Annotated in this window: 19 protein-coding genes and 2 pseudogenes; 17 read left to right on the top strand and 4 right to left on the bottom strand. The window is 35.4% G+C overall.

Going from position 1 to position 19,180, the window contains the following annotated elements; all coding sequences use genetic code 11:
* Positions 1-182: 182 nt before the first annotated feature.
* The 3 genes from DN392_RS07115 to DN392_RS07105 all read left to right on the top strand — a co-directional run bounded on the left by DN392_RS07115 (position 183) and on the right by DN392_RS07105 (position 1,354).
* Entirely contained in the window at positions 183-440 is a 258-nt protein-coding gene (locus tag DN392_RS07115; protein ID WP_000511218.1) for a hypothetical protein, read from the top strand.
* Between the two features lie 178 nt (positions 441-618).
* Positions 619-1,002 (top strand): hypothetical protein, encoded by a 384-nt coding sequence (locus DN392_RS07110; protein WP_000876519.1) that lies wholly within the window; start codon positions 619-621, stop codon positions 1,000-1,002.
* A 94-nt stretch (positions 1,003-1,096) separates the two neighbouring features.
* Positions 1,097-1,354 (top strand): hypothetical protein, encoded by a 258-nt coding sequence (locus DN392_RS07105; protein ID WP_000952060.1) that lies wholly within the window; start codon positions 1,097-1,099, stop codon positions 1,352-1,354.
* Between the two features lie 230 nt (positions 1,355-1,584).
* Here DN392_RS07105 and DN392_RS07100 read toward each other — a convergent pair.
* Positions 1,585-2,450 (bottom strand): annotated as a pseudogene (locus DN392_RS07100) (IS4 family transposase); the annotation flags it as partial.
* Between the two features lie 514 nt (positions 2,451-2,964).
* On the opposite strand from DN392_RS07100, the gene DN392_RS07090 reads away from it, so the two are divergent.
* Positions 2,965-3,297 (top strand): DUF1904 family protein, encoded by a 333-nt coding sequence (locus tag DN392_RS07090; RefSeq protein ID WP_001120954.1) that lies wholly within the window; start codon positions 2,965-2,967, stop codon positions 3,295-3,297.
* A 213-nt stretch (positions 3,298-3,510) separates the two neighbouring features.
* On the opposite strand, the pseudogene DN392_RS31135 reads toward DN392_RS07090, so the two are convergent.
* Positions 3,511-3,791: pseudogene (locus DN392_RS31135) on the bottom strand (Tn3 family transposase); the annotation flags it as partial.
* Between the two features lie 217 nt (positions 3,792-4,008).
* A complete protein-coding gene (locus DN392_RS07080; protein WP_000432978.1) occupies positions 4,009-4,635 on the bottom strand; it encodes a LysE family translocator in 627 nt (208 codons plus the stop codon).
* A 924-nt stretch (positions 4,636-5,559) separates the two neighbouring features.
* Between DN392_RS07080 and DN392_RS07070 the strand changes: the two genes are divergently transcribed.
* The 12 genes from DN392_RS07070 to glpD all read left to right on the top strand — a co-directional run bounded on the left by DN392_RS07070 (position 5,560) and on the right by glpD (position 17,775).
* A complete protein-coding gene (locus tag DN392_RS07070; protein ID WP_000272958.1) occupies positions 5,560-6,504 on the top strand; it encodes a ring-cleaving dioxygenase in 945 nt (314 codons plus the stop codon).
* A 44-nt stretch (positions 6,505-6,548) separates the two neighbouring features.
* Entirely contained in the window at positions 6,549-7,526 is a 978-nt protein-coding gene (locus DN392_RS07065; protein WP_088083411.1) for a ring-cleaving dioxygenase, read from the top strand.
* A gap of 271 nt (positions 7,527-7,797) precedes the next feature.
* Positions 7,798-8,673: an alpha/beta fold hydrolase gene (locus DN392_RS07060; RefSeq protein ID WP_033659809.1), complete on the top strand. Its 876-nt coding sequence runs from the start codon at positions 7,798-7,800 to the stop codon at positions 8,671-8,673.
* Positions 8,674-8,750: 77 nt separating this feature from the next.
* A complete protein-coding gene (locus tag DN392_RS07055; protein ID WP_000449230.1) occupies positions 8,751-8,951 on the top strand; it encodes a sporulation YhaL family protein in 201 nt (66 codons plus the stop codon).
* 171 nt (positions 8,952-9,122) lie between these two features.
* Positions 9,123-9,974, top strand: a complete 852-nt coding sequence (locus tag DN392_RS07050) for a DUF2935 domain-containing protein (protein WP_098671147.1) — start codon at positions 9,123-9,125, stop codon at positions 9,972-9,974.
* Positions 9,975-10,266: 292 nt separating this feature from the next.
* Entirely contained in the window at positions 10,267-10,923 is a 657-nt protein-coding gene (locus DN392_RS07045; protein WP_048567080.1) for a DUF7018 domain-containing (lipo)protein, read from the top strand.
* A gap of 28 nt (positions 10,924-10,951) precedes the next feature.
* Entirely contained in the window at positions 10,952-12,025 is a 1,074-nt protein-coding gene (locus DN392_RS07040; RefSeq protein WP_048566999.1) for a DUF3994 domain-containing protein, read from the top strand.
* A gap of 282 nt (positions 12,026-12,307) precedes the next feature.
* Positions 12,308-12,757 carry a helix-turn-helix domain-containing protein gene (locus DN392_RS07035; protein WP_064473044.1) on the top strand — a complete coding sequence of 150 codons (450 nt, stop codon included), beginning with the start codon at positions 12,308-12,310 and terminating at the stop codon, positions 12,755-12,757.
* Positions 12,758-12,845: 88 nt separating this feature from the next.
* Entirely contained in the window at positions 12,846-13,406 is a 561-nt protein-coding gene (glpP, locus tag DN392_RS07030) for a glycerol uptake operon antiterminator GlpP (protein ID WP_000394290.1), read from the top strand.
* A 228-nt stretch (positions 13,407-13,634) separates the two neighbouring features.
* The gene (glpF, locus tag DN392_RS07025) at positions 13,635-14,456 is read left to right on the top strand and encodes a glycerol uptake facilitator protein GlpF (protein WP_001272204.1); all 822 of its coding nucleotides are present in this window, start codon (positions 13,635-13,637) and stop codon (positions 14,454-14,456) included.
* Positions 14,457-14,468: 12 nt separating this feature from the next.
* Positions 14,469-15,959: a glycerol kinase GlpK gene (gene glpK / locus DN392_RS07020; protein WP_000759998.1), complete on the top strand. Its 1,491-nt coding sequence runs from the start codon at positions 14,469-14,471 to the stop codon at positions 15,957-15,959.
* Between the two features lie 133 nt (positions 15,960-16,092).
* Positions 16,093-17,775 (top strand): aerobic glycerol-3-phosphate dehydrogenase, encoded by a 1,683-nt coding sequence (glpD, locus tag DN392_RS07015; RefSeq protein WP_000672821.1) that lies wholly within the window; start codon positions 16,093-16,095, stop codon positions 17,773-17,775.
* 199 nt (positions 17,776-17,974) lie between these two features.
* On the opposite strand, the gene DN392_RS30275 is transcribed toward glpD, so the two are convergent.
* On the bottom strand, positions 17,975-18,139 hold the full coding sequence (locus tag DN392_RS30275; RefSeq protein WP_000561154.1) for a hypothetical protein: 165 nt from the start codon (positions 18,137-18,139) through the stop codon (positions 17,975-17,977).
* Between the two features lie 555 nt (positions 18,140-18,694).
* Here DN392_RS30275 and DN392_RS07010 point away from each other — a divergent pair.
* The gene (locus DN392_RS07010) at positions 18,695-19,105 is read left to right on the top strand and encodes a DUF2283 domain-containing protein (RefSeq protein ID WP_000734000.1); all 411 of its coding nucleotides are present in this window, start codon (positions 18,695-18,697) and stop codon (positions 19,103-19,105) included.
* The last annotated feature ends 75 nt before the right edge of the window (positions 19,106-19,180 follow it).

Genomic DNA, 19,180 nt, shown 5'->3' with positions numbered 1-19,180 from the left:
CTTTTAAAGAACATGATTTTTTATCAAATGATATGGAGTTAATTAGACATGAAATATTCGAATCTCGATTTGAAGGGATTTTTAAAACTGATTATAAAACAGCACATAATGCAACTTTAAGATCCGGTCGCCCTTGGAAGATATCTGATATAGATGCAGAATAAAAATGGAGGAGATACACTATGGGAATCCATATAACAATGAATAAAGAATTTGAAGATGCAGAGATAGTTGTATATCAATATTATCCATCTGAATCACCAGAAAAAGTTGGGAAAATGTATTTTCATAAAAAAGAGGAAATGTTTTATGATTTAGAACCTGTTCCAGAAGAATCAATCGGAACAAGAAATCATTATTTTAATTGTGCGATTTCTAGGATAGTAATATGCCTGAGAAATGGCGGAGAATTTTTGGAAGAAATGACATACGGAGTATAGCGCAACAAACAAAGATATAAAAAAATTAGCTCAAATAAAGAGCTGGTTTCTTTTTCATACTGTTACTAGGTTAATAGACTTCATTTACAATAACATCTTTACCCTGCCAAGAAGAGTATTATTGAAACGTAGATTATTAATCTATAAACCCTGCTGATTAATAATAGGAGGAAAAAATATGAAATACATGGCGTATGTAGAAAAAACCAATAAGTTAATCGAAGAGGAGGTTACAATAAATATTAACGGTGTAGTGTTTACGGGATTCTCCACTGTTTGTCCATATAAAATTGAAGAAGGAAAAAATTATCCTGTTATTCTCGACATTACAGTTTTTGATAGTATTGAAATAAATGAAGGAATAGATGGAGTGAAAAATTTAAAGAGAATTGATAATTCTTTCGAATATCGTATTAGTGGAATATTAAATCGTGGGTTTATTGATGCAGGGATTATTATTACAGACGAAGATGAAATATTCCCGGAACACAGTGAATACTTTAACAAGCATGTTGAAATTGAAGTTGATAGAATCAACATTGAATTTTTAAAAGAAGACTAGTCATTTTCAACAACTTCAAACTAGAAATCAGGAAATCATTTTTCTCAGACAACTTCAAACATGAAATTCAATATAAATAAAGGGGCCCTTATTTATGGCAATATGTTTATTAATGACTAAAGAATTTGAGGATGAAGAGATAGTTGTTTATCAATACTATCCTTCTGAATCACCCGCTAAAATAGGTAAGATGCACTATAATAAAAAGGAACGAATGTTTTATGACCTAGAGCAAGCTCCAGTGGATTCATTAAATATGAGAGAACATTATTTTAATTGTGCGTGTACTAGGATTGTGCGATGTCTTAGAAAGAACGAGGAATTTCCAGATAGCATGGCATATCAAGCATAATTAAACGAACATAAAAAAAGCCGCCCAACAGGACCATAGCCATCAAGTTTAAAAAAATGAGTCCGATGCCTTTTGGCATTGGACTCATTTTTTTACAATAGGGAGTAGAAGAGTGCCGTTTTGGACATACTCAAATAAGACTCTCTGGATTTCGTATTTTTTATACGGCTTTGTGAAGTCTTTTCGTACATTCTTGAGTGATACTAAGGATATCGAACGGTGTACGACACTTATACCTTCGTGCTTTTCGTCCGTTTTTGACAAGATCCTGGAAGAGCCTGGTTAGCACTGATACAGGATGTTGAAAGGTTGTGAAAAGCACGTCGTGTATACTAGAGAAGTAAATTTTGACGATATATGTACACTTATACTCACTAACCTCTTTTTGTTTTTTCTCCCATATAAGCCTTCTCATTCGATATGTAATGCTAGCTACCAAACACAAACCAATTAATTGCCCATATAAATGACATTGAAATCGTTCCAGTTTCACAGGTTTCACTTCATGAATTTTAAAAATAGACTTCCATGTTTTAAATATAATTTCAATTTGCCACCGTAAAGAATACAGTTCATACACTTCATTGTGTGGAAGGTGTTTACTAGATACGTTCGTAATAAGAAGGTTGATACGACTTGCATATTTCGGCATCTTCTTTTTCGCTTTCTTGTGATGTTCCAAACGTTTCGCCCACTCAGTTTGTGTTAGACGATATATGACAAGGCGTGTTTTATGTTTTTGGTGAAGCCCTATATAGATTTCCGGTAATTCTAGTATTTGTCCTTCAGGTAGGTCTTTCGTCAATTTTTCTAAATCGAGAAGATTCCATTTTCCACCTTTCTCTTTTTGATAGACTTGTGTATTCCAGCGAATACGTGACACATAAAATGCTTTTCGATCCGCAATTTTTTCTAAATCATAAATAGAAAAATAGCCAAGATCACGAAGAGAAAGTTCCCCTGGCTCTAATGTTTGCGTACGTTCCTGTCCATAACGGCAATCGCTACTTGTTCCATCTCTTACAGCTGTTTCTAAAAATTCTCCAGAAATCAGTTCATACTCTAATTGAATTTTCACGCCAGCTTCTGAACCTCCTTTTTTCGTTCTATGGACCTATGCATTTTTTCATACATTCCTATTCTGGCGCGGTTTTAGGTTTCTCGTTTGTTTTTGGATCAACCAAAGAACTGTATTAAATCTTGTTTGATCTTAGGGGTCACTATATATGAACACTACGTATTTGACTTTCTCAATGACCAACATTACTTAACGTGGTAAAATAATATCCAATGTTATTAAAATTAAAGTGGTTATCAAGTCGGAGGAAGGCACTTTAGGGTGTCCTTTCTTTTTTAAATATATAAGCGCACCATCCCTTTCCTAATAGAGATCCTCTCATGCATCCTTACAGGGAGAATGATAAGGCATTTTTTATTTACCCAATTACCGAGCTCTCACATGTTTTAAATAGTTACAATACTTGTATTGCTTCAATAACATATGATCATTCTTAAGAATGTCATTGAAATGTATCAATAGATTCTAGTGTAGCAAAATAAATTGTGCTATGATGTGAGCAAATATAAAACTATCTAACGGAGGGATTCACATGCCGCATGTTGTGTTTCGTGGAATTACTACTGAACAATTAAAACACATAAGCAAGCCATTAGTAGAAGAGCTCGCAGAGATTTGTGAGTGTGGTACGGATAATTTTACGTTGGAACTACCAAGTTCTACGTTTGTATTCAATGGAGAAGAAATAGAAGCGTTTCCTCTTATTGAAGTGAAATGGTTCGAGCGTGGACAGGAAATTCGTGATCGATTTGCCAAGGCCATTACTACATATGTAATGGATTTTGGACTTCCAGAAGTAGAGGTTGTATTTACGGTTTTCACAGAATCAGCGTATTATATTAACGGGAAGCATTGTGCAAGTTAGAGCTATTTGAAAGATTTTTGTAACATTTATAAGGGGTAGAACCACATCGCTATTAAGCTAACTAGACAAAATACCCCCTAAAAAGAAAAAGGCGTTATTCTTTCTGAGAAATCATAGGAAAGGATAACGCCTTTATATCAATATGGGGTACAGCCGAGATACGTGTAAAAATAGGTCATAGACTTCCTTTTTTCCAACTTTGACCTATTGAGTTTATAAAGGGATTGCTTCTTCTATTGGTTGGGGGATTTTCTGTAAATCAATTACATAATCCCCAAAGCGTTTTATATGCATAGTCATATAAGGACTTAGCCTTTCTAAATCTTGGCGTGAAAAGCGATAACCTTCTTTTTTAGTTGCCATAAAATTATAGTGATATCTACTACATTTTGAAAAATTACAGAATTGGTGATTAAATCATTGTATTTAATACGTTTTTCTTGTTCGATTGGATCGTTTTCCGTAATAATACCATCGCGGCCAAAAAACAACCATCATGATATAGAGGCAAATATAAAGAACATGTTAATCAAAACATGTTCTTATTTAATATAATCGATTCACTTTTTTATAAAAAGTTTGGTTATTTTATTGAAGCTTATTCCACAAACACACTCGTTTGTTAACTTTTTTACTGTTTGAAAGCCATATTTTTTATATTGATTCATTTATTGGAAAAACCGAAAGTTTTAAACTCTCTCTATTACATATTTATTTTTGGAAAAATAGCCTAACTCCAAATACTAATAATACTGTGCCAGTAATACCCTCTATTGTACGGTTCACCTTTTCTTTTCTTAAAAAAGTTCTTAATTGACGTATTAGAGAGATATAAAGTAAATACCATATTGCTGTCAAAGTCGTAAATGTGAATCCCAACAAAAGAAATTGGAAGAAATGACTTTGATTACTCACAATAAATTGGGGTAGAAAACTAAGGAAAAATACAGCCGTTTTTGGGTTTAAGATTGCCGTGGTAAATCCTTGTCTAAAACTTTTAACCGTTCCAATATCCTTAGAGTTTATTTCCACTGAACCTGACATATCTTCTTTTTTAGAAAAGGCACTTTTAATTGACTTTACAGCTAAATAAATTAAATAAAATGCCCCAGCATATTTTATTAATGTAAATAGCATAGCAAATTTCATTAAGATAGCAGAGAGTCCTAGTGTAGCCATTATTGTATGAATCATCATTCCAGATACCGTTCCTAAAACGGTCTTTATCCCACCATTTCTACCATGAGAGATAGTGTTTTTTGTAACTAAAGCAAAACCGGGACCAGGCATCATTATAATAAGGAGTGCTGTAAGGATAAATAGTAAGTAATTTTCCATGTTATGGTATTTCCTTTCTGGTTTTTAGTTTTGCTTATAGTATAGCTTTTTTCCTTAAAACATTAAATATGAAAAGTGTGATCAGGATAGTATCATAAACTTTCAAGGAGTTGTAATTGAATTATAGAGGGCTTCACTTGAATAATGTTCTTCTGTAAATGAGCGTTTTAATGGAATTTCAATTACATAAATAATCAGATTTTTGTATGAAAGGATAACTCAATTAAATAAATTAAGAGCGTTTTTTAATTACTTTTTCTCGGAACACTCTTAATTTTCTTTCGTTTATCGAGGGTATTAGTATCAACTTGACCAAACATTATCCAAAAACTACATTTAACATTTACGAAAGCATATTCGAATAATCATTCATTAAATTTCTTATCAATCACCAAAAATTAATAATCATAAGGAAGAGGTACGTGACCTTTTATTTAAGAAATTACTTATTCTTAAAAAAAATGAATGAACTCCCCATAAATAATTGTAAAGATATAAAATTCTATAATTCCCTCGGACCAAAAAATTATCCTTTATAGCAACGAAGTTCATTTTTATCGTTTTGGGGTAGTGTATTCTTGTTAGCTTGATGGGCATGGGGAGCTTTGAGTCTTTAGCTGGATAGTGACGCTATCCAGAAATTAATGATTTTACACCCTAAATGTTATTTAACTAAAAAAAATCTCAAATTCGAGATTTTTCGCTTGCTTTCCAATCACTTGAGGTGTAAAGTGATAGTAACGAAAGTGATTGAGTCATATGAAAAACATACACTCACTTGCTTTCGATTAAAAAACGAAGTAACTTATTCAGTAAAAACTAAGATGAATTTACAAAAATATAATGAGAATAAATTGAAAAGCTAAGAAGCATATTATTTTTTAATTATCACTTGACTAGTAAAATGAAGCGGAGGAATTATCAATGTATGAAATTAAAGGGCATCATCACATTTCAATGGTTACGAAAAATGCAAATGAAAATAATCACTTTTATAAAAATGTACTTGGTTTACGTCGTGTGAAAATGACAGTAAACCAAGATGATCCGTCAATGTATCACTTATTTTACGGAGATAAAACGGGAAGTCCAGGTACGGAGCTATCGTTTTTCGAAATTCCTTTAGTAGGAAAAACATACCGTGGTACGAATGCGATTACTCGAATTGGGTTACTTGTTCCTTCAGAGGATAGCTTGCATTACTGGAAAGCACGACTTGAGGAATTTGATGTGAAACATAGTGAAATGACAACATATGCAAATCGTCCTGCTTTGCAATTTGAGGATGCTGAAGGTCTTCGCTTAGTACTACTCGTTTCAAACGGAGAAAAAGTGGAGCACTGGGAGACTTGGGAGAAATCAGAAGTTCCTGCTGAACATCAAATCCAAGGAATGGGTTCTGTGGAAATGACAGTTCGTAGACTTGATAAAATGGCGAGTACACTTACAGAGATGTTTGGTTATACAGAGGTTAGCCGAAATGACGAAGAAGCGATTTTTCAGTCCATTAAAGGAGAAGCTTTTGGAGAAATCGTTGTGAAATATTTAGATGGTCCTACTGAAAAACCGGGCCGCGGTAGCATTCACCATTTAGCAATTCGTGTGAAAAATGATGCAGAGCTTGCTTATTGGGAAGAACAGGTGATACAAAGAGGCTTCCAGTCTTCAGGAATCATCGACCGTTTCTATTTTAAAAGCTTATATTTCCGTGAATCAAACGGAATCTTATTTGAAATTGCGACAGATGGACCAGGATTTACAGTTGATGGAGATGTAGAACATTTAGGAGAAAAACTTGATCTACCGCCGTTCCTAGAAAATCAGCGAGCAGAAATTGAAGCGAAATTAGCGCCTATTGAAGAGAAGTAATAGAAGAGAAACTATAAAATTGAAAACCACTGGAGGAATATAAAATGAATCAATTAAAAGGAATTCACCACGTTACAGCAATTACAAGTAGTGCAGAAAAGAACTATGAGTTCTTCACTCACATTTTAGGAATGCGTTTAGTTAAAAAAACAGTAAACCAAGATGATATTCAAACGTATCATTTATTCTTTGCAGATGATAAAGGTAGTGCAGGAACAGATATGACATTCTTTGACTTCCCAGGTATTCCTAAAGGAGTACACGGCACAAATGAAATTTCAAAAACTTCATTCCGCGTTCCAACTGATGCAGCATTAGAGTATTGGGTAAAACGCTTTGACCGTCTTGAAGTGGAGCATACAGGCATTAAAGAGCAATTTGGTAAGAAAACTCTTTCTTTCGTTGATTTCGATGATCAACACTATCAATTAATATCTGATGAATTAGATAAAGGGATCGAATCAGGTACACCGTGGCAAAACGGGCCAGTTCCATTAGAATATGCAATTACTGGTTTAGGACCTGTATTTATTCGAATCGCGAACTTTAGTTTCTTTAAAGAAGTGTTAGAAAAAGTTCTATTATTTAAAGAGGTTGCGCAAGAAGGAGAATTCTATTTATTTGAAGTAAACGAAGGTGGAAATGGTGCTTCTGTCATTGTAGAACATAATACAGTTCTTCCAGAAGCAAGACAAGGTTTTGGTACAGTGCACCATGCTGCATTCCGCGTAGAAAATCGCGCTGTATTAGAAGAGTGGATTGAGAGAATCGGTAGCGTTGGACTTCCTTCATCTGGCTATGTAGACCGTCACTTCTTCGAGTCATTATACGCAAGAGTTGCACCACAAATTTTATTTGAATTTGCAACAGACGGCCCAGGATTTATGGGAGATGAGCCATACGAAACACTTGGCGAAAAGTTATCATTACCTCCATTCCTAGAGCCAAAACGTGAAGAAATCGAAAAATTAGTTCGTCCAATCGATACAGTGAGAAGTACAAAGGAATTTATTAAAGAGTAAAAGTAGAGGTAATAAGTAGGAGAGCAAGTATTTTTGGCTGATAGCTAAAAATACTTGTTTTTTTATTTTCGCTTTATAAGTATATTGAATAAAATAATTGACTTACTTTTTATATGTAACTATAATAGTTACAAAGTAATCTTTAACAATGGCAGTGAGTAATATTTTTTTAGTATAATTGTAACTGTTATAGTTACAATTAAAATTAATCATAAAAAAACCAAATAATGTAAAAACTTTAAATAGCAACAAGAGAAAGGAGACGGGAATGTTGAAACGGTTTAAGTTTTATATGATTAGCGGTATTGTGCTCGTTTTGTTAATCGTTTGTAACTTCGTTGATAAGCCGATTGCGAAGGTTGGAGAAGTGAAAGATACTGTTATGATGAAGATAAATACGAAAGAGAGTATGGCACAGATTGATGGGCAGACGATTTATTTTAAGCAAATTGGTGAGGGAAAGCCACCTTTACTTATGCTGCACGGGTTTGGTGGTTCTTCTGATGGATTTAGTGATATTTATCCGGAACTTGCGCGAGATCACACAATTATCGCAGTTGATATTTTAGGATTTGGACGTTCTTCTAAGCCAGTTGATTTTCAGTATTCGTTTCCTGCGCAAGTGAATTTATATTATAAGTTAATGAAGAAGCTTGGATACGATCAGTTTGCGGTGCTCGGTCATTCAATGGGCGGAGAGATGTCTCTCAATTTAGCGTATTTATATCCGGATGCAGTGACGCATCTCATTTTGGCAGATTCTACAGGAATAGAGTCTTTCCAGCAAAAAGAAAGTTATGAAGTGCCGCCGTTATCAACTGATCTTCAAACGGTAACAGAGATTACGAATTATAATAAAGATGAAGTAAAAAATAGTCGCGACGATAAAGAGCATTATGATCAGCTGACGAAAATGAGAGAGCGCCGCATTGCGATGGAAGCTGATAAAATTAAGGTGCCTACTTTAATTATATGGGGACGACACGATAAGAGCGTTTCTTGGAAAAATGGTGAGCTGTATCATCAGCTATTTGCAAATAGTACGTTCCATATTATTGAAAAAGGATACCATGCGCCGTTTCGCCAGGAACCAATAGAGTTTATGGAATATGTACAAGCGTTCTTCGCGAAGAATCCACAACGATAAAATTTTAAGCATAAATCCACTTCTTTCCTCATACAGTGAAACTAATAAGGCTTGTCTAAGGAAAGGAATGAAGTGGAGTGGAAACTTTACCATGGTGGGTGTATCTTGTAATTGTTGGGATTGTACTAAGTGGCTACATGGTTTTATATACTTCAAAAAAAGAGCAAGAGATGGATAATGAGTTTATCGAAAAAGAAGGCGAAGTGTATATGAAGCGCTTAGAAGAAGAGCGTGAGAAACGTAATCAGAGTAGTGATAAGGATTCGGTATTGCTTTAATAGAAATTTTGAATGGCTACCATCTAGTAGAACTTTACATCTAGGTGGTAGCCTTTTTCTTTTTGGAAAGCATGTATACGAAATTCATCATGAACTTTTATTGATGGTATTTATATATATTTCTACTCATAAGAATGGAACTAGCGTGTTATTTACTGGGGGGGATTAACAATGCATAGGGATGAAACATCATTACATCCTGATACAGGTGTTACATCTGTAATGTTTGTTGAGCGTTCATTAAATGAAATTCGTTTTTGGTCTAGGATTATGAAAGAGCATTCTTTTTTTCTTCGCCTTGGATTTAGATGCGAGGATACGCAACTAATTGAAGAGGCGAATCAATTTTATCGATTGTTTGAACATATTGAACAAATAGCGCATTCCTATACAAATGAAACAGATCCTGAGCAAATAAAAAGATTTAATGCAGAAGTACAACAAGCCGCAACTAATATTTGGGGATTTAAACGAAAAATTTTAGGGTTGATTCTCACATGTAAATTGCCAGGACAAAATAACTTTCCGCTGTTAGTTGATCATACAAGTAGGGAAGCAGATTATTTTAGAAAACGTTTAATGGAATTAAATGAAGGGAAATTAGATGCTCTTCCTGATGCTATTATTAAAGAAAATGTTTTCTTTTTAAGGATTATGGCAGACCATGCTAAATTTATTGGTCATCTTCTTGATCCATCGGAAAGAAAGCTTGTAGACACAGCGCGGAATTTTAGCAATGATTTTGATGAATTGATGTATCAAGCAATTGACTTAGAATCTATGAAACCACAATCTCAAACAGTCCCACTTTTAGATCAATTTTTAGATCAAAATCGTGTGTCGGTTGCATCTCTTCGGGATTTTAAGAAAACAGCACGTGATTTAATTGAGCAATGTAAAATAAAGAGTATCATTCATCCGTTATTGGCAGACCATGTTTTCCGTGAAGCTGATAGATTTCTTGAAATCATTGATATGTATGATGTTCACCTTACAAATATTCAATCACAACCTAGATATTAGAAAAGATCAAGAAAGATAATATTTTATTTTCAGCTGAGAAGTTAACAATTTATTGTTAGCTTCTTTTCTTTGTGATTAAAATTCCTTTTCGTTTAGTAAATGTCTCTTTAAAGACTACATAAATCTCTTTGACCAAATATGTAATTCTCTGTAAAATGATATATGGAAAGATTATGAATATACAGGAAATCTATGGATAGTAGATGCTAAGAAATTATTCGGGGGGAATTTGTTAGTTAAGTATGTTAATTTGTTTGCACTACATTTTACAAATAAAGGGGTATTAGTAATCATGAAAGCAAAGAAATTAGTAAGTTTAGCGTTACCAGTTATGTTATTGAGCGGTTGTATTACAATTGAAACTGATGGTAAGAAAGCTGAACCAAAGAAAGAAGAAACGCAAAAGGTAGAGAAAGAGAGTAAGTCTGCTGACAAAGAGAGTAAGTCAACTGATAGCAAGAAAGAGGATAGCTTATCTGTAGCGAAAGGTGAAGGTACAAATAGTAGTTCATCAAGTAGTCAACAAGGTAATAATTCAACTGCTTCTAATTCTTCAACTGGTAAGGTAATGGGTTCAGATGTTGAAAGGTACAAGGCAGATATTATAAACAGTGCTACTCAAATTGAAGATACAATGAAATTAATTGAAGGAATAGCAGATTCAGACGTAAAATCATACAAACAAAAGAAAAGTGAAGTACAACTGAGTTTAGGTGGAGCAAAGGCAACTGCAACGAAACTGAAGAATCTACAAGCGCCTCCTGAATTACAGGGAGAGCAGGCGAAGATAAAGCAATCAATGGAACTGTATGCGGATTGTTTTCAACTTCTCTTTGATGCATTAGACCAAGAAGACGAGAGTAAAATGCATCAATCATTAAGTAAAGCACAAGAAGGCTCAAAACTGTTTGAAGAAGCAGCGAAGAGTATCGGTAGTAAAACCAACTAAGAACAAATGACTTAAAGGGGTATGAGGTATGAAAGTAAAAAAACTAATAGCTGCTGCAGTTCCAGTTGCCATATTATTAAGTGGTTGTGTTACAGTAAAAGATTCGGCAAATAAAGAGGAAAAGACAGAAGAAACAAGTAAATCTAAGGCTGCTGAAACGAAAGAAAAATCAACTAATTCGAAAGAAGAAAGTAAAGATGTTCAAAAGGTTCGAGTTTTAGATGAAGATTATGCACAGTATTTATTAGACATTGAACAGGATATGTTAAGACGATTTGATTACTATGATGCTTCTGTAAAAGATTTGAGAAATGGAAGTAAATCAAAAGCTGAGGTATTAGATAGTATTAAAGACATCTATAAAGTATTTGATAAGATAGAGAAGATTTACGCACCGCCAAAACATAAAGAAGACCAAAAAGAGATTGAAAGAGCGACAGGTAAACTAAGAGAAACATTCAGTGAAATAGAGAAGTTATTCAACGAGAAAGGCTTCAGCTTAGAGACTGATAAGGAAATCTTAAATAAAGCAAATACAAAACTAGAGGAAGCAAAACGTATTTGGAAACCTACATTCGATAAGTTAAGATCCGAAATAAAAGGTGATACAGCCACAGAAAAATCTACTAGTACAACAAGTAGTCCTACACCGACAAACCCAACTACTGGTAGTCAGGCTCAAACAGATAAAAGCCAAGCTAAAACGGGAGTATTTGTAGGTACAGTTGGTACAAGTGAAGAGTTGGGAATTAATTATGGAAACATGGAGAAGAACATCAAAGATGGTACTGAGATTATTGGAAATTGGGGTATTGATTACGGTAGTGGCGTAAAAACTACATTAGTACTAAAAGGTGATAAAACATTTGAGTCCTATGCGAATGGTTCTTATCCGAATAAAGATAACTACCTAACAGGAACATATGCGGTAGATGTTCCGTCATTCCAGTTATCCTTAAAAGTAACCAAAGCAGTTAAAGACGATCAAGAAGTAAAGTTAACAAATGATAGTATGATGTATAAATTACAAAACTATGATGGAAACACATTACAAATTTATCATATGGACGATAATGTTCGTATTCGTTATGCAAAACAATAAATACTTGGCAAAAAACTCTGTAATAAATTTTACAGGGTTTTTTGTTCGTTCTAATTGTATTTCTTTATTATTTTCCCTGGGGCTATCCGTAATAGTGGTGTATCCGTTCATTGTATTATTGTTCGGGAAATTATTATTTGAGCATAGTATATGAAAGCTCCATATGAAATAGCGTCATTATAACCTGTAACGCACAAGTTGCACAGGCTACGCAACGACAACTAGCTTTACTCTTCATCAGTTATTTGTCCATACTAGACGTAGAGAGGTGATAAACACAGTATGATTTTTAGTGAACGCTTAAAACAAGAACGAGAGAAACGAAATTGGTCGCAAAATGATTTGGCTGAAAAAATTCATGTAAGTAGGCAAGCTGTTTCGAAATGGGAGACGGGAAAGAACTATCCGAGCATCGAAATCATTATTCATTTAAGCGATCTGTTCGGTATTACGATTGATGAGATGCTAAGGAGTGATGAAGAGTTGACGCAGAAAGTAATTGAAGATAGTAAGCAATTAGCATATCCAAAGTGGAAGGTGTTTTTCGATAGTCTATTCATGCTGGGAGTATTTCTGTTTCTTACAAAAATCGTTGTATGGATGTTAAATAAGTTTGCAGGAGCAAGTATTACAATTGTAGCGGATGCGCCATATGTAATGAATTTTTTACCTCTCATATTAATGGTTATAGGTGGTATGGGATCTGATAAGTTGAAGAAAATATATAGATAGAGGAAATAATTTCCCCGCACTAGCTGTTCTTTCTACTCAAATTGTGTACTATAAAGGATAGGATGACATAAAGAAGGGGACATTTAGAATGGAATTTCATGAACAGAAGATTTTGCCGGCAGTGAGGCAAATTAAAGATTTGGAGAAGCTATTACATAGTTCGTATGAGTATATTGTTATTTTAGATATTCATGTTGGTCAATTGAAGAGTGTTGTGTCACTTGCGAAGCAGCATGGGAAAAAGGTGTTTTTACATGTTGATTTGATCCATGGATTACAAAGTGATGGGCATGCGACGGAGTTTTTATGCCAAGAATATAAACCGTACGGGTTATTGTCAACAAAGGCGAGCGTAATTATGAAGGCGAAGCAAAAGGGTGTCGTCTCAATTCAGCGCATCTTTTTAATTGATTCTAGCGCGATGGAAAAGAGCTGTAATTTGCTAGAAAAGACGAAGCCGGATTATATAGAGGTGCTTCCTGGAGCGTTAACGGATGTGATTGCTGAAGTGAAAGAGCGTACAGGTGTACCGATTTTAGCAGGTGGCTTCATTCGTACTGTAGAAGATGTTGAAAGAGCTTTAAATGCTGGTGCGACAGCGATTACGACATCGAAGAAAGAACTATGGAAACATTACCAAAAAAAGTGACGAAAATGTGAAAAAATTCTGTTGACACCGCTTTCATGAAAGGTTAACATTATAGACAAGTTAATAAACGTGACGGAGAAAAGAAGAGATCCACATTTCATTGTTTCTATATAAATTTATATAGAAGCGTGCAAAGCTGTGGGTCTTTTTCTTTTGACAAAAACGAATGGCCATTCATTTTACCTCTATCACATTTGGAAGCGTTTAAATTGATTGTGGAGGGATACTATGTCAGCATTTTTAGGAGAGTTAGTAGGGACTGCGTTGTTAATCTTACTTGGTGGCGGCGTTTGCGCTGGTGTAAGTTTAAAGAAATCGTTTGCGAAAGATTCTGGTTGGATTGTTATTACAATGGGCTGGGGCTTAGCAGTTGCTATGGCAGCGTATGCAGTTGGATCAATTAGTGGGGCACATTTGAATCCGGCTTTAACGATAGGATTAGCATTTAAGGGAGCGTTCCCATGGAGTGACGTACCAGGTTATATCGCAGCACAAATGATTGGGGCAATTATCGGGGCAGTTCTTGTATATTTACATTACTTACCACACTGGAAAGAAACAGAAGATCCAGGAACAAAATTAGGTGTATTTGCAACAGGTCCAGCAATTCCGAACACATTTGCAAACCTTTTAAGTGAAATGATTGGAACATTCGTTTTAGTATTTGGTATATTAGCAATTGGAGCAAATAAATTTGCAGATGGTTTAAATCCATTTATCGTAGGTTTCTTAATTGTAAGTATTGGTTTATCATTAGGTGGAACGACAGGATACGCGATCAACCCGGCTCGTGATTTAGGTCCGCGTATCGCACACTTCTTCCTTCCGATTGCAGGAAAAGGCGGTTCAAATTGGAAGTATGCATGGATTCCAGTAGTTGGTCCAATTTTAGGTGGATCACTTGCAGGATTATTCCATCAAGTTGTATTTGAAGGAAAACAAAATGCAGCACTTATTTATGTGATTATTGCAACTGTGATTGTACTAGCAATCTCTTATATGACAAGTAAAAAAAGTGAAAGCAATACAAATAGTAGAAAAGTAGCATAGGGGGAAACCGATATGAAAAAATATATTCTTTCTTTAGACCAAGGAACAACTAGCTCACGCGCAATTCTGTTCAATAAAAAAGGTGAAATTGTTCATTCAGCTCAAAAAGAGTTTACACAACATTTTCCAAAGCCAGGTTGGGTAGAGCATAATGCACAAGAAATTTGGGGATCTATTTTAGCAGTTATCGCAACTTGCTTAAGCGAAGCTGATGTAAAACCAGAACAAATCGCTGGTATCGGTATTACGAACCAACGTGAAACAGCGGTTGTGTGGGATAAAACGACTGGAAAACCAATTTACAACGCAATCGTATGGCAATCTCGTCAAACAGTTGAAATTTGTGATGAGCTAAAAGAAAAAGGTTATAGCGAAATGGTTCGCGAAAAAACAGGTCTTTTAATTGACGCATACTTCTCTGGTACGAAAGTAAAATGGATTTTAGATAACGTTGAAGGTGCAAGAGAAAAAGCAGAAAACGGCGATCTATTATTCGGAACGATTGATACGTGGCTTGTATGGAAATTGTCTGGCGGTAAAGCGCACGTAACGGATTACTCAAATGCATCACGTACATTAATGTTTAATATTCACGACTTACAGTGGGATGATGAGCTTCTAGACATGTTAACAGTACCAAAGAGCATGCTTCCAGAAGTACGTCCATCATCTGAAATATATGGAGAAACAATTGATTATCACTTCTTCGGTCAAAATATACCGATTGCAGGTGTAGCTGGTGACCAACAAGCAGCATTATTTGGACAAGCTTGTTTCGGTGAAGGTATGGCGAAGAACACGTACGGAACTGGTTGCTTCATGTTAATGAACACAGGTGAAAAAGCAGTAGCTTCTGAGCACGGCCTATTAACAACAATTGCATGGGGTATAGATGGTAAAGTAAACTACGCATTAGAAGGAAGTATTTTCGTAGCAGGTTCTGCAATTCAGTGGTTACGTGACGGAATGCGCATGTTTAAAGATGCAAGTGAGAGTGAGGTATATGCTTCTCGCGTTGAATCAACTGACGGTGTATATGTTGTACCAGCATTCGTAGGTTTAGGTACACCGTACTGGGATAGTGAAGTACGCGGCGCTATGTTTGGTGTAACGCGCGGTACGACGAAAGAGCATTTCATTCGTGCAACACTAGAATCTTTAGCGTACCAAACGAAAGATGTACTATGCGCAATGGAAGCAGATTCAGGTATTGAACTGAAAACATTACGCGTTGATGGCGGAGCAGTTAAAAATAACTTCTTAATGAAGTTCCAAAGTGATATTTTAGACGTTCCTGTAGAGCGTCCGGTGATCAATGAAACGACAGCTTTAGGTGCAGCGTACTTAGCTGGTCTTGCGGTTGGGTATTGGAAAAACCAAGATGAAATTAAAGAACAGTGGCATATGGACAAACGCTTTGAACCAACGATGGAAGCGGAAACAAGCGAAGAGTTATATGCTGGATGGAAAAAAGCAATTGAAGCAACAAAAGCTTTCAAATAATCATAAACAGTGTTATAATGGTGACAAGTTAATAATTCGGTAGGAGATTTGGAGAGACCACAACACGCTATAGAGGCGAAATCTATAGCGGAGTTCGTGGTCTCTTTTTTCGTTATCAAAGGGAGGAATTACCATGAAATTTTCAAGTAAACAACGTAAAGACGTATTAAACGGAGTAAATAAACAAGAGTTAGATGTGATCGTAATTGGTGGAGGTATTACTGGTTCTGGTATTGCATTAGATGGGGCAACACGCGGGTTATCAACAATTGTGTTTGAAATGCAGGACTTTGCAGCAGGTACATCAAGTCGTTCAACGAAGCTTGTACACGGTGGTCTACGTTATTTAAAACAACTTGAAGTGAAAATGGTAGCAGAGGTGGGGAAAGAGCGTGCGATCGTATATGAGAACGGTCCCCATGTAACAACACCAGAGTGGATGTTACTTCCGTTCCATACAGGCGGTACGTTCGGATCATTCAGTACATCAATTGGTCTTCGTGTATACGACTTCTTAGCAGGTGTAAAACGAAGCGAGCGCAGAAAGATGTTTAACCGTGAAGAAACATTAAACAAAGAGCCTCTTGTGAAAAAAGAAGGATTAAAAGGTGGCGGTTACTACGTAGAATATCGTACAGACGATGCGCGTCTTACAATTGAAGTAATGAAAGAAGCAATTGAGCATGGTGCGAAAGCTGTTAACTACGCAAAAGTAGACAGTTTCTTATATAAAGATGGGAAAGTATGCGGTGTACGTGTAATCGATTTACTAGACGGAGAAGTGTACGAAGTTTACGGTAAGAAAATTGTAAACGCAGCTGGTCCTTGGGTAGATACACTTCGTGAAAAAGATAACTCGAAAAAAGGGAAAGTACTTCAATTATCAAAAGGTGTTCACTTAGTCATTGACCAAAAACGTTTCCCATTAGGGCAAGCGATTTACTTTGATACACCAGATAAACGTATGGTGTTCGCGATTCCTCGCGGAGGAAAAACATACGTAGGTACAACAGATACTTTCTATGATAAAGATGCAGCTGTACCACACATGACAACAGAAGATCGCACATACATCATTAACGCGATTAACTACATGTTCCCAAGTGTGAAAATTACAGAAAAAGATGTGGAGTCAAGCTGGGCTGGTGTACGTCCGTTAATTTACGAAGAAGGTAAAAACGCATCTGAAATTTCTCGTAAAGATGAAATTTGGACTTCTGAATCTGGTTTAATTACAATCGCAGGTGGTAAATTAACAGGATACCGCAAAATGGCTGAAATGGTAGTAGACTACGTAACGAACTTACTACAAAAAGAAGGTCATAGTGCATATCCGAAGAGCGACACGAAACATATGCCAATCTCTGGTGGACATGTAGATGGTTCACACGGATTCCCAGCATTCGTTGCGAAAAAAGCAGGCGAAGGTACGAAACACGGTTTAACGACAGCACAAGCAGAAGAATTCGCGAAATTCTACGGCTCTAACGTTGACGTACTGTTCGACTTAGCGAAAAAACATAAAGACGAAGCGAAAGAATACAACATGCCGCTTGACGTTCTAATCCCACTTGTATACGCAATGGATTACGAAATGACAGCAAAACCAGTTGACTTCTTCGTACGCCGTAGAGGCGCTGTATTCTTCAACATCCACTGGGTATATGAGTGGAAAGAAGCAGTAATTAACTACATGGCTGCGAAACTAGGCTGGAGCAAAGAAGAGCAAATGAAATACACAGCTGAATTAGAAAAAGCATTAACAGACGCTGTCATTCCTGTAGATCAACAAGAACAGGCAGCTGCATTAGCATAAAATAGAGAAACACCTGGAGGGAAGCCCTTCAGGTGTTTTTCATCTTGACTAAAAATAAATAAAATGTGTTACAATGATGATAGAGTATTTAGTATGAATTTTGCATAAAATAAAGAAGACAGAAGCCTGAGAAACTTCTGCCTTGTGTAACCTAACTTGCTATTGTGGTGGTAGTAGGTGCGGTTATAAGACAATTACATTAACGTTTTAGCCGAGAACCGCCCTTACCTTTTCCACGAAGCAGGGTGGTTCTCGCTTTTTTGTATACAGAAATTAGCCATGGACCGACGTATCTTCTACCGATGACAACGCCAGCTCCGGTTAGGATACCATACACTAATTTAATTACAAACATCGCGATCATATTATCACCTCCCCCTTTTTTCAAAATGGAAGAGATGATTACCACACCTACTAGTTATAGCTTATTAAGTTACGTATTAATTGTATTATGTTTTAAAATAGGGAACAAGACATATGGATGAAAAGCCCTAGTTTTAAATGGTTGGTTATTGTGTAAAGTGTGGTTTGTCATATACAACTTGTTTGTGAGGTGCCTACAAGCTAAGGTTTTCATTTGAGTTACGTTTCTTTTCTTTAATTTCATTAAGTTGTTCCATCAAGAATGTAGCATCAGATTTTGTTAATTCAACTTTCGGAATGCCATTTTCAAAAATGATTAAAAAGTAACTTATAATTCTCCTTACAATTTGTTCCTTGTTAAATAAACAAACATAATTAAAAAAATAGGGATACTGATAACAACGTTCAAATGAAATACACAGCAGAACTAGAAAAAGCAGCTGTGTTATGTATAGAACTTCAAATACTATACTTGTATTTTATAACCAAAAAACCTAATATTTAGTTTATAAAGATAAATTTAATGAAAAAATAAGATACCAATATGAGGTGTATCATGAAAAAATTAATTACCTATGACCCTGAAATCCAGATGGCATATCTGTATGTAATTCCATTTACTTCAGAAATTGAGATTGAATCGACTGAAGAATTGGAAGAAAATCCGAAATTGAATTTAGATATAGATCAATTTGATCGTATAGTTGGGATTGAGTTTTTTGGAGAAAATGCAAGTAAATTAAAAGGATTAACAAATAGGAGTAAAATATATAAAAAGGAAACTTCAAATGATAATAACTACATATACTCATTTCGAGTTTCTCAGGAAAATCATTTGCAAAAAGTGTTATTTCATAATATCGTATTTTATTTTTCGGATAAAAAGTATGAAGAATTTATCGGTTTTGATATTATGAAGCCCTCTTTGTATGGCCATGAGATATTAGATTCTTTAAGTGAGTATTAGGAAGAAGGAGGACTCGGTGAAATGAGTTCTCTTTTTCATTTAGCGGTGAGGGGAATATTGACTATAGAAAACGAA

Source organism: Bacillus sp. BB51/4 (genome assembly GCF_008368845.1).
Classification (GTDB): Bacteria; Bacillota; Bacilli; order Bacillales; family Bacillaceae_G; genus Bacillus_A; species Bacillus_A wiedmannii.
This window is presented reverse-complemented; position numbering and strand designations above follow the sequence as displayed.

Excerpts from the sequence above, each read along its gene's own strand:
- glpK (WP_000759998.1), top strand. The coding sequence starts at position 14,469 with ATGAAAAAATATATTCTTTCTTTAGACCAAGGAACAACTAGCTCACGC.
- DN392_RS07040 (WP_048566999.1), top strand. The coding sequence starts at position 10,952 with ATGAAAGTAAAAAAACTAATAGCTGCTGCAGTTCCAGTTGCCATATTA.
- DN392_RS07110 (WP_000876519.1), top strand. The coding sequence starts at position 619 with ATGAAATACATGGCGTATGTAGAAAAAACCAATAAGTTAATCGAAGAG.
- DN392_RS07090 (WP_001120954.1), top strand. The coding sequence starts at position 2,965 with ATGCCGCATGTTGTGTTTCGTGGAATTACTACTGAACAATTAAAACAC.
- DN392_RS07105 (WP_000952060.1), top strand. The coding sequence starts at position 1,097 with ATGGCAATATGTTTATTAATGACTAAAGAATTTGAGGATGAAGAGATA.
- DN392_RS07070 (WP_000272958.1), top strand. The coding sequence starts at position 5,560 with ATGTATGAAATTAAAGGGCATCATCACATTTCAATGGTTACGAAAAAT.
- DN392_RS07115 (WP_000511218.1), top strand. The coding sequence starts at position 183 with ATGGGAATCCATATAACAATGAATAAAGAATTTGAAGATGCAGAGATA.
- DN392_RS07065 (WP_088083411.1), top strand. The coding sequence starts at position 6,549 with ATGAATCAATTAAAAGGAATTCACCACGTTACAGCAATTACAAGTAGT.
- DN392_RS07035 (WP_064473044.1), top strand. The coding sequence starts at position 12,308 with ATGATTTTTAGTGAACGCTTAAAACAAGAACGAGAGAAACGAAATTGG.
- glpP (WP_000394290.1), top strand. The coding sequence starts at position 12,846 with ATGGAATTTCATGAACAGAAGATTTTGCCGGCAGTGAGGCAAATTAAA.
- glpF (WP_001272204.1), top strand. The coding sequence starts at position 13,635 with ATGTCAGCATTTTTAGGAGAGTTAGTAGGGACTGCGTTGTTAATCTTA.
- DN392_RS07080 (WP_000432978.1), bottom strand. The coding sequence starts at position 4,635 with ATGGAAAATTACTTACTATTTATCCTTACAGCACTCCTTATTATAATG.
- DN392_RS30275 (WP_000561154.1), bottom strand. The coding sequence starts at position 18,139 with ATGATCGCGATGTTTGTAATTAAATTAGTGTATGGTATCCTAACCGGA.
- DN392_RS07045 (WP_048567080.1), top strand. The coding sequence starts at position 10,267 with ATGAAAGCAAAGAAATTAGTAAGTTTAGCGTTACCAGTTATGTTATTG.
- glpD (WP_000672821.1), top strand. The coding sequence starts at position 16,093 with ATGAAATTTTCAAGTAAACAACGTAAAGACGTATTAAACGGAGTAAAT.
- DN392_RS07050 (WP_098671147.1), top strand. The coding sequence starts at position 9,123 with ATGCATAGGGATGAAACATCATTACATCCTGATACAGGTGTTACATCT.
- DN392_RS07010 (WP_000734000.1), top strand. The coding sequence starts at position 18,695 with ATGAAAAAATTAATTACCTATGACCCTGAAATCCAGATGGCATATCTG.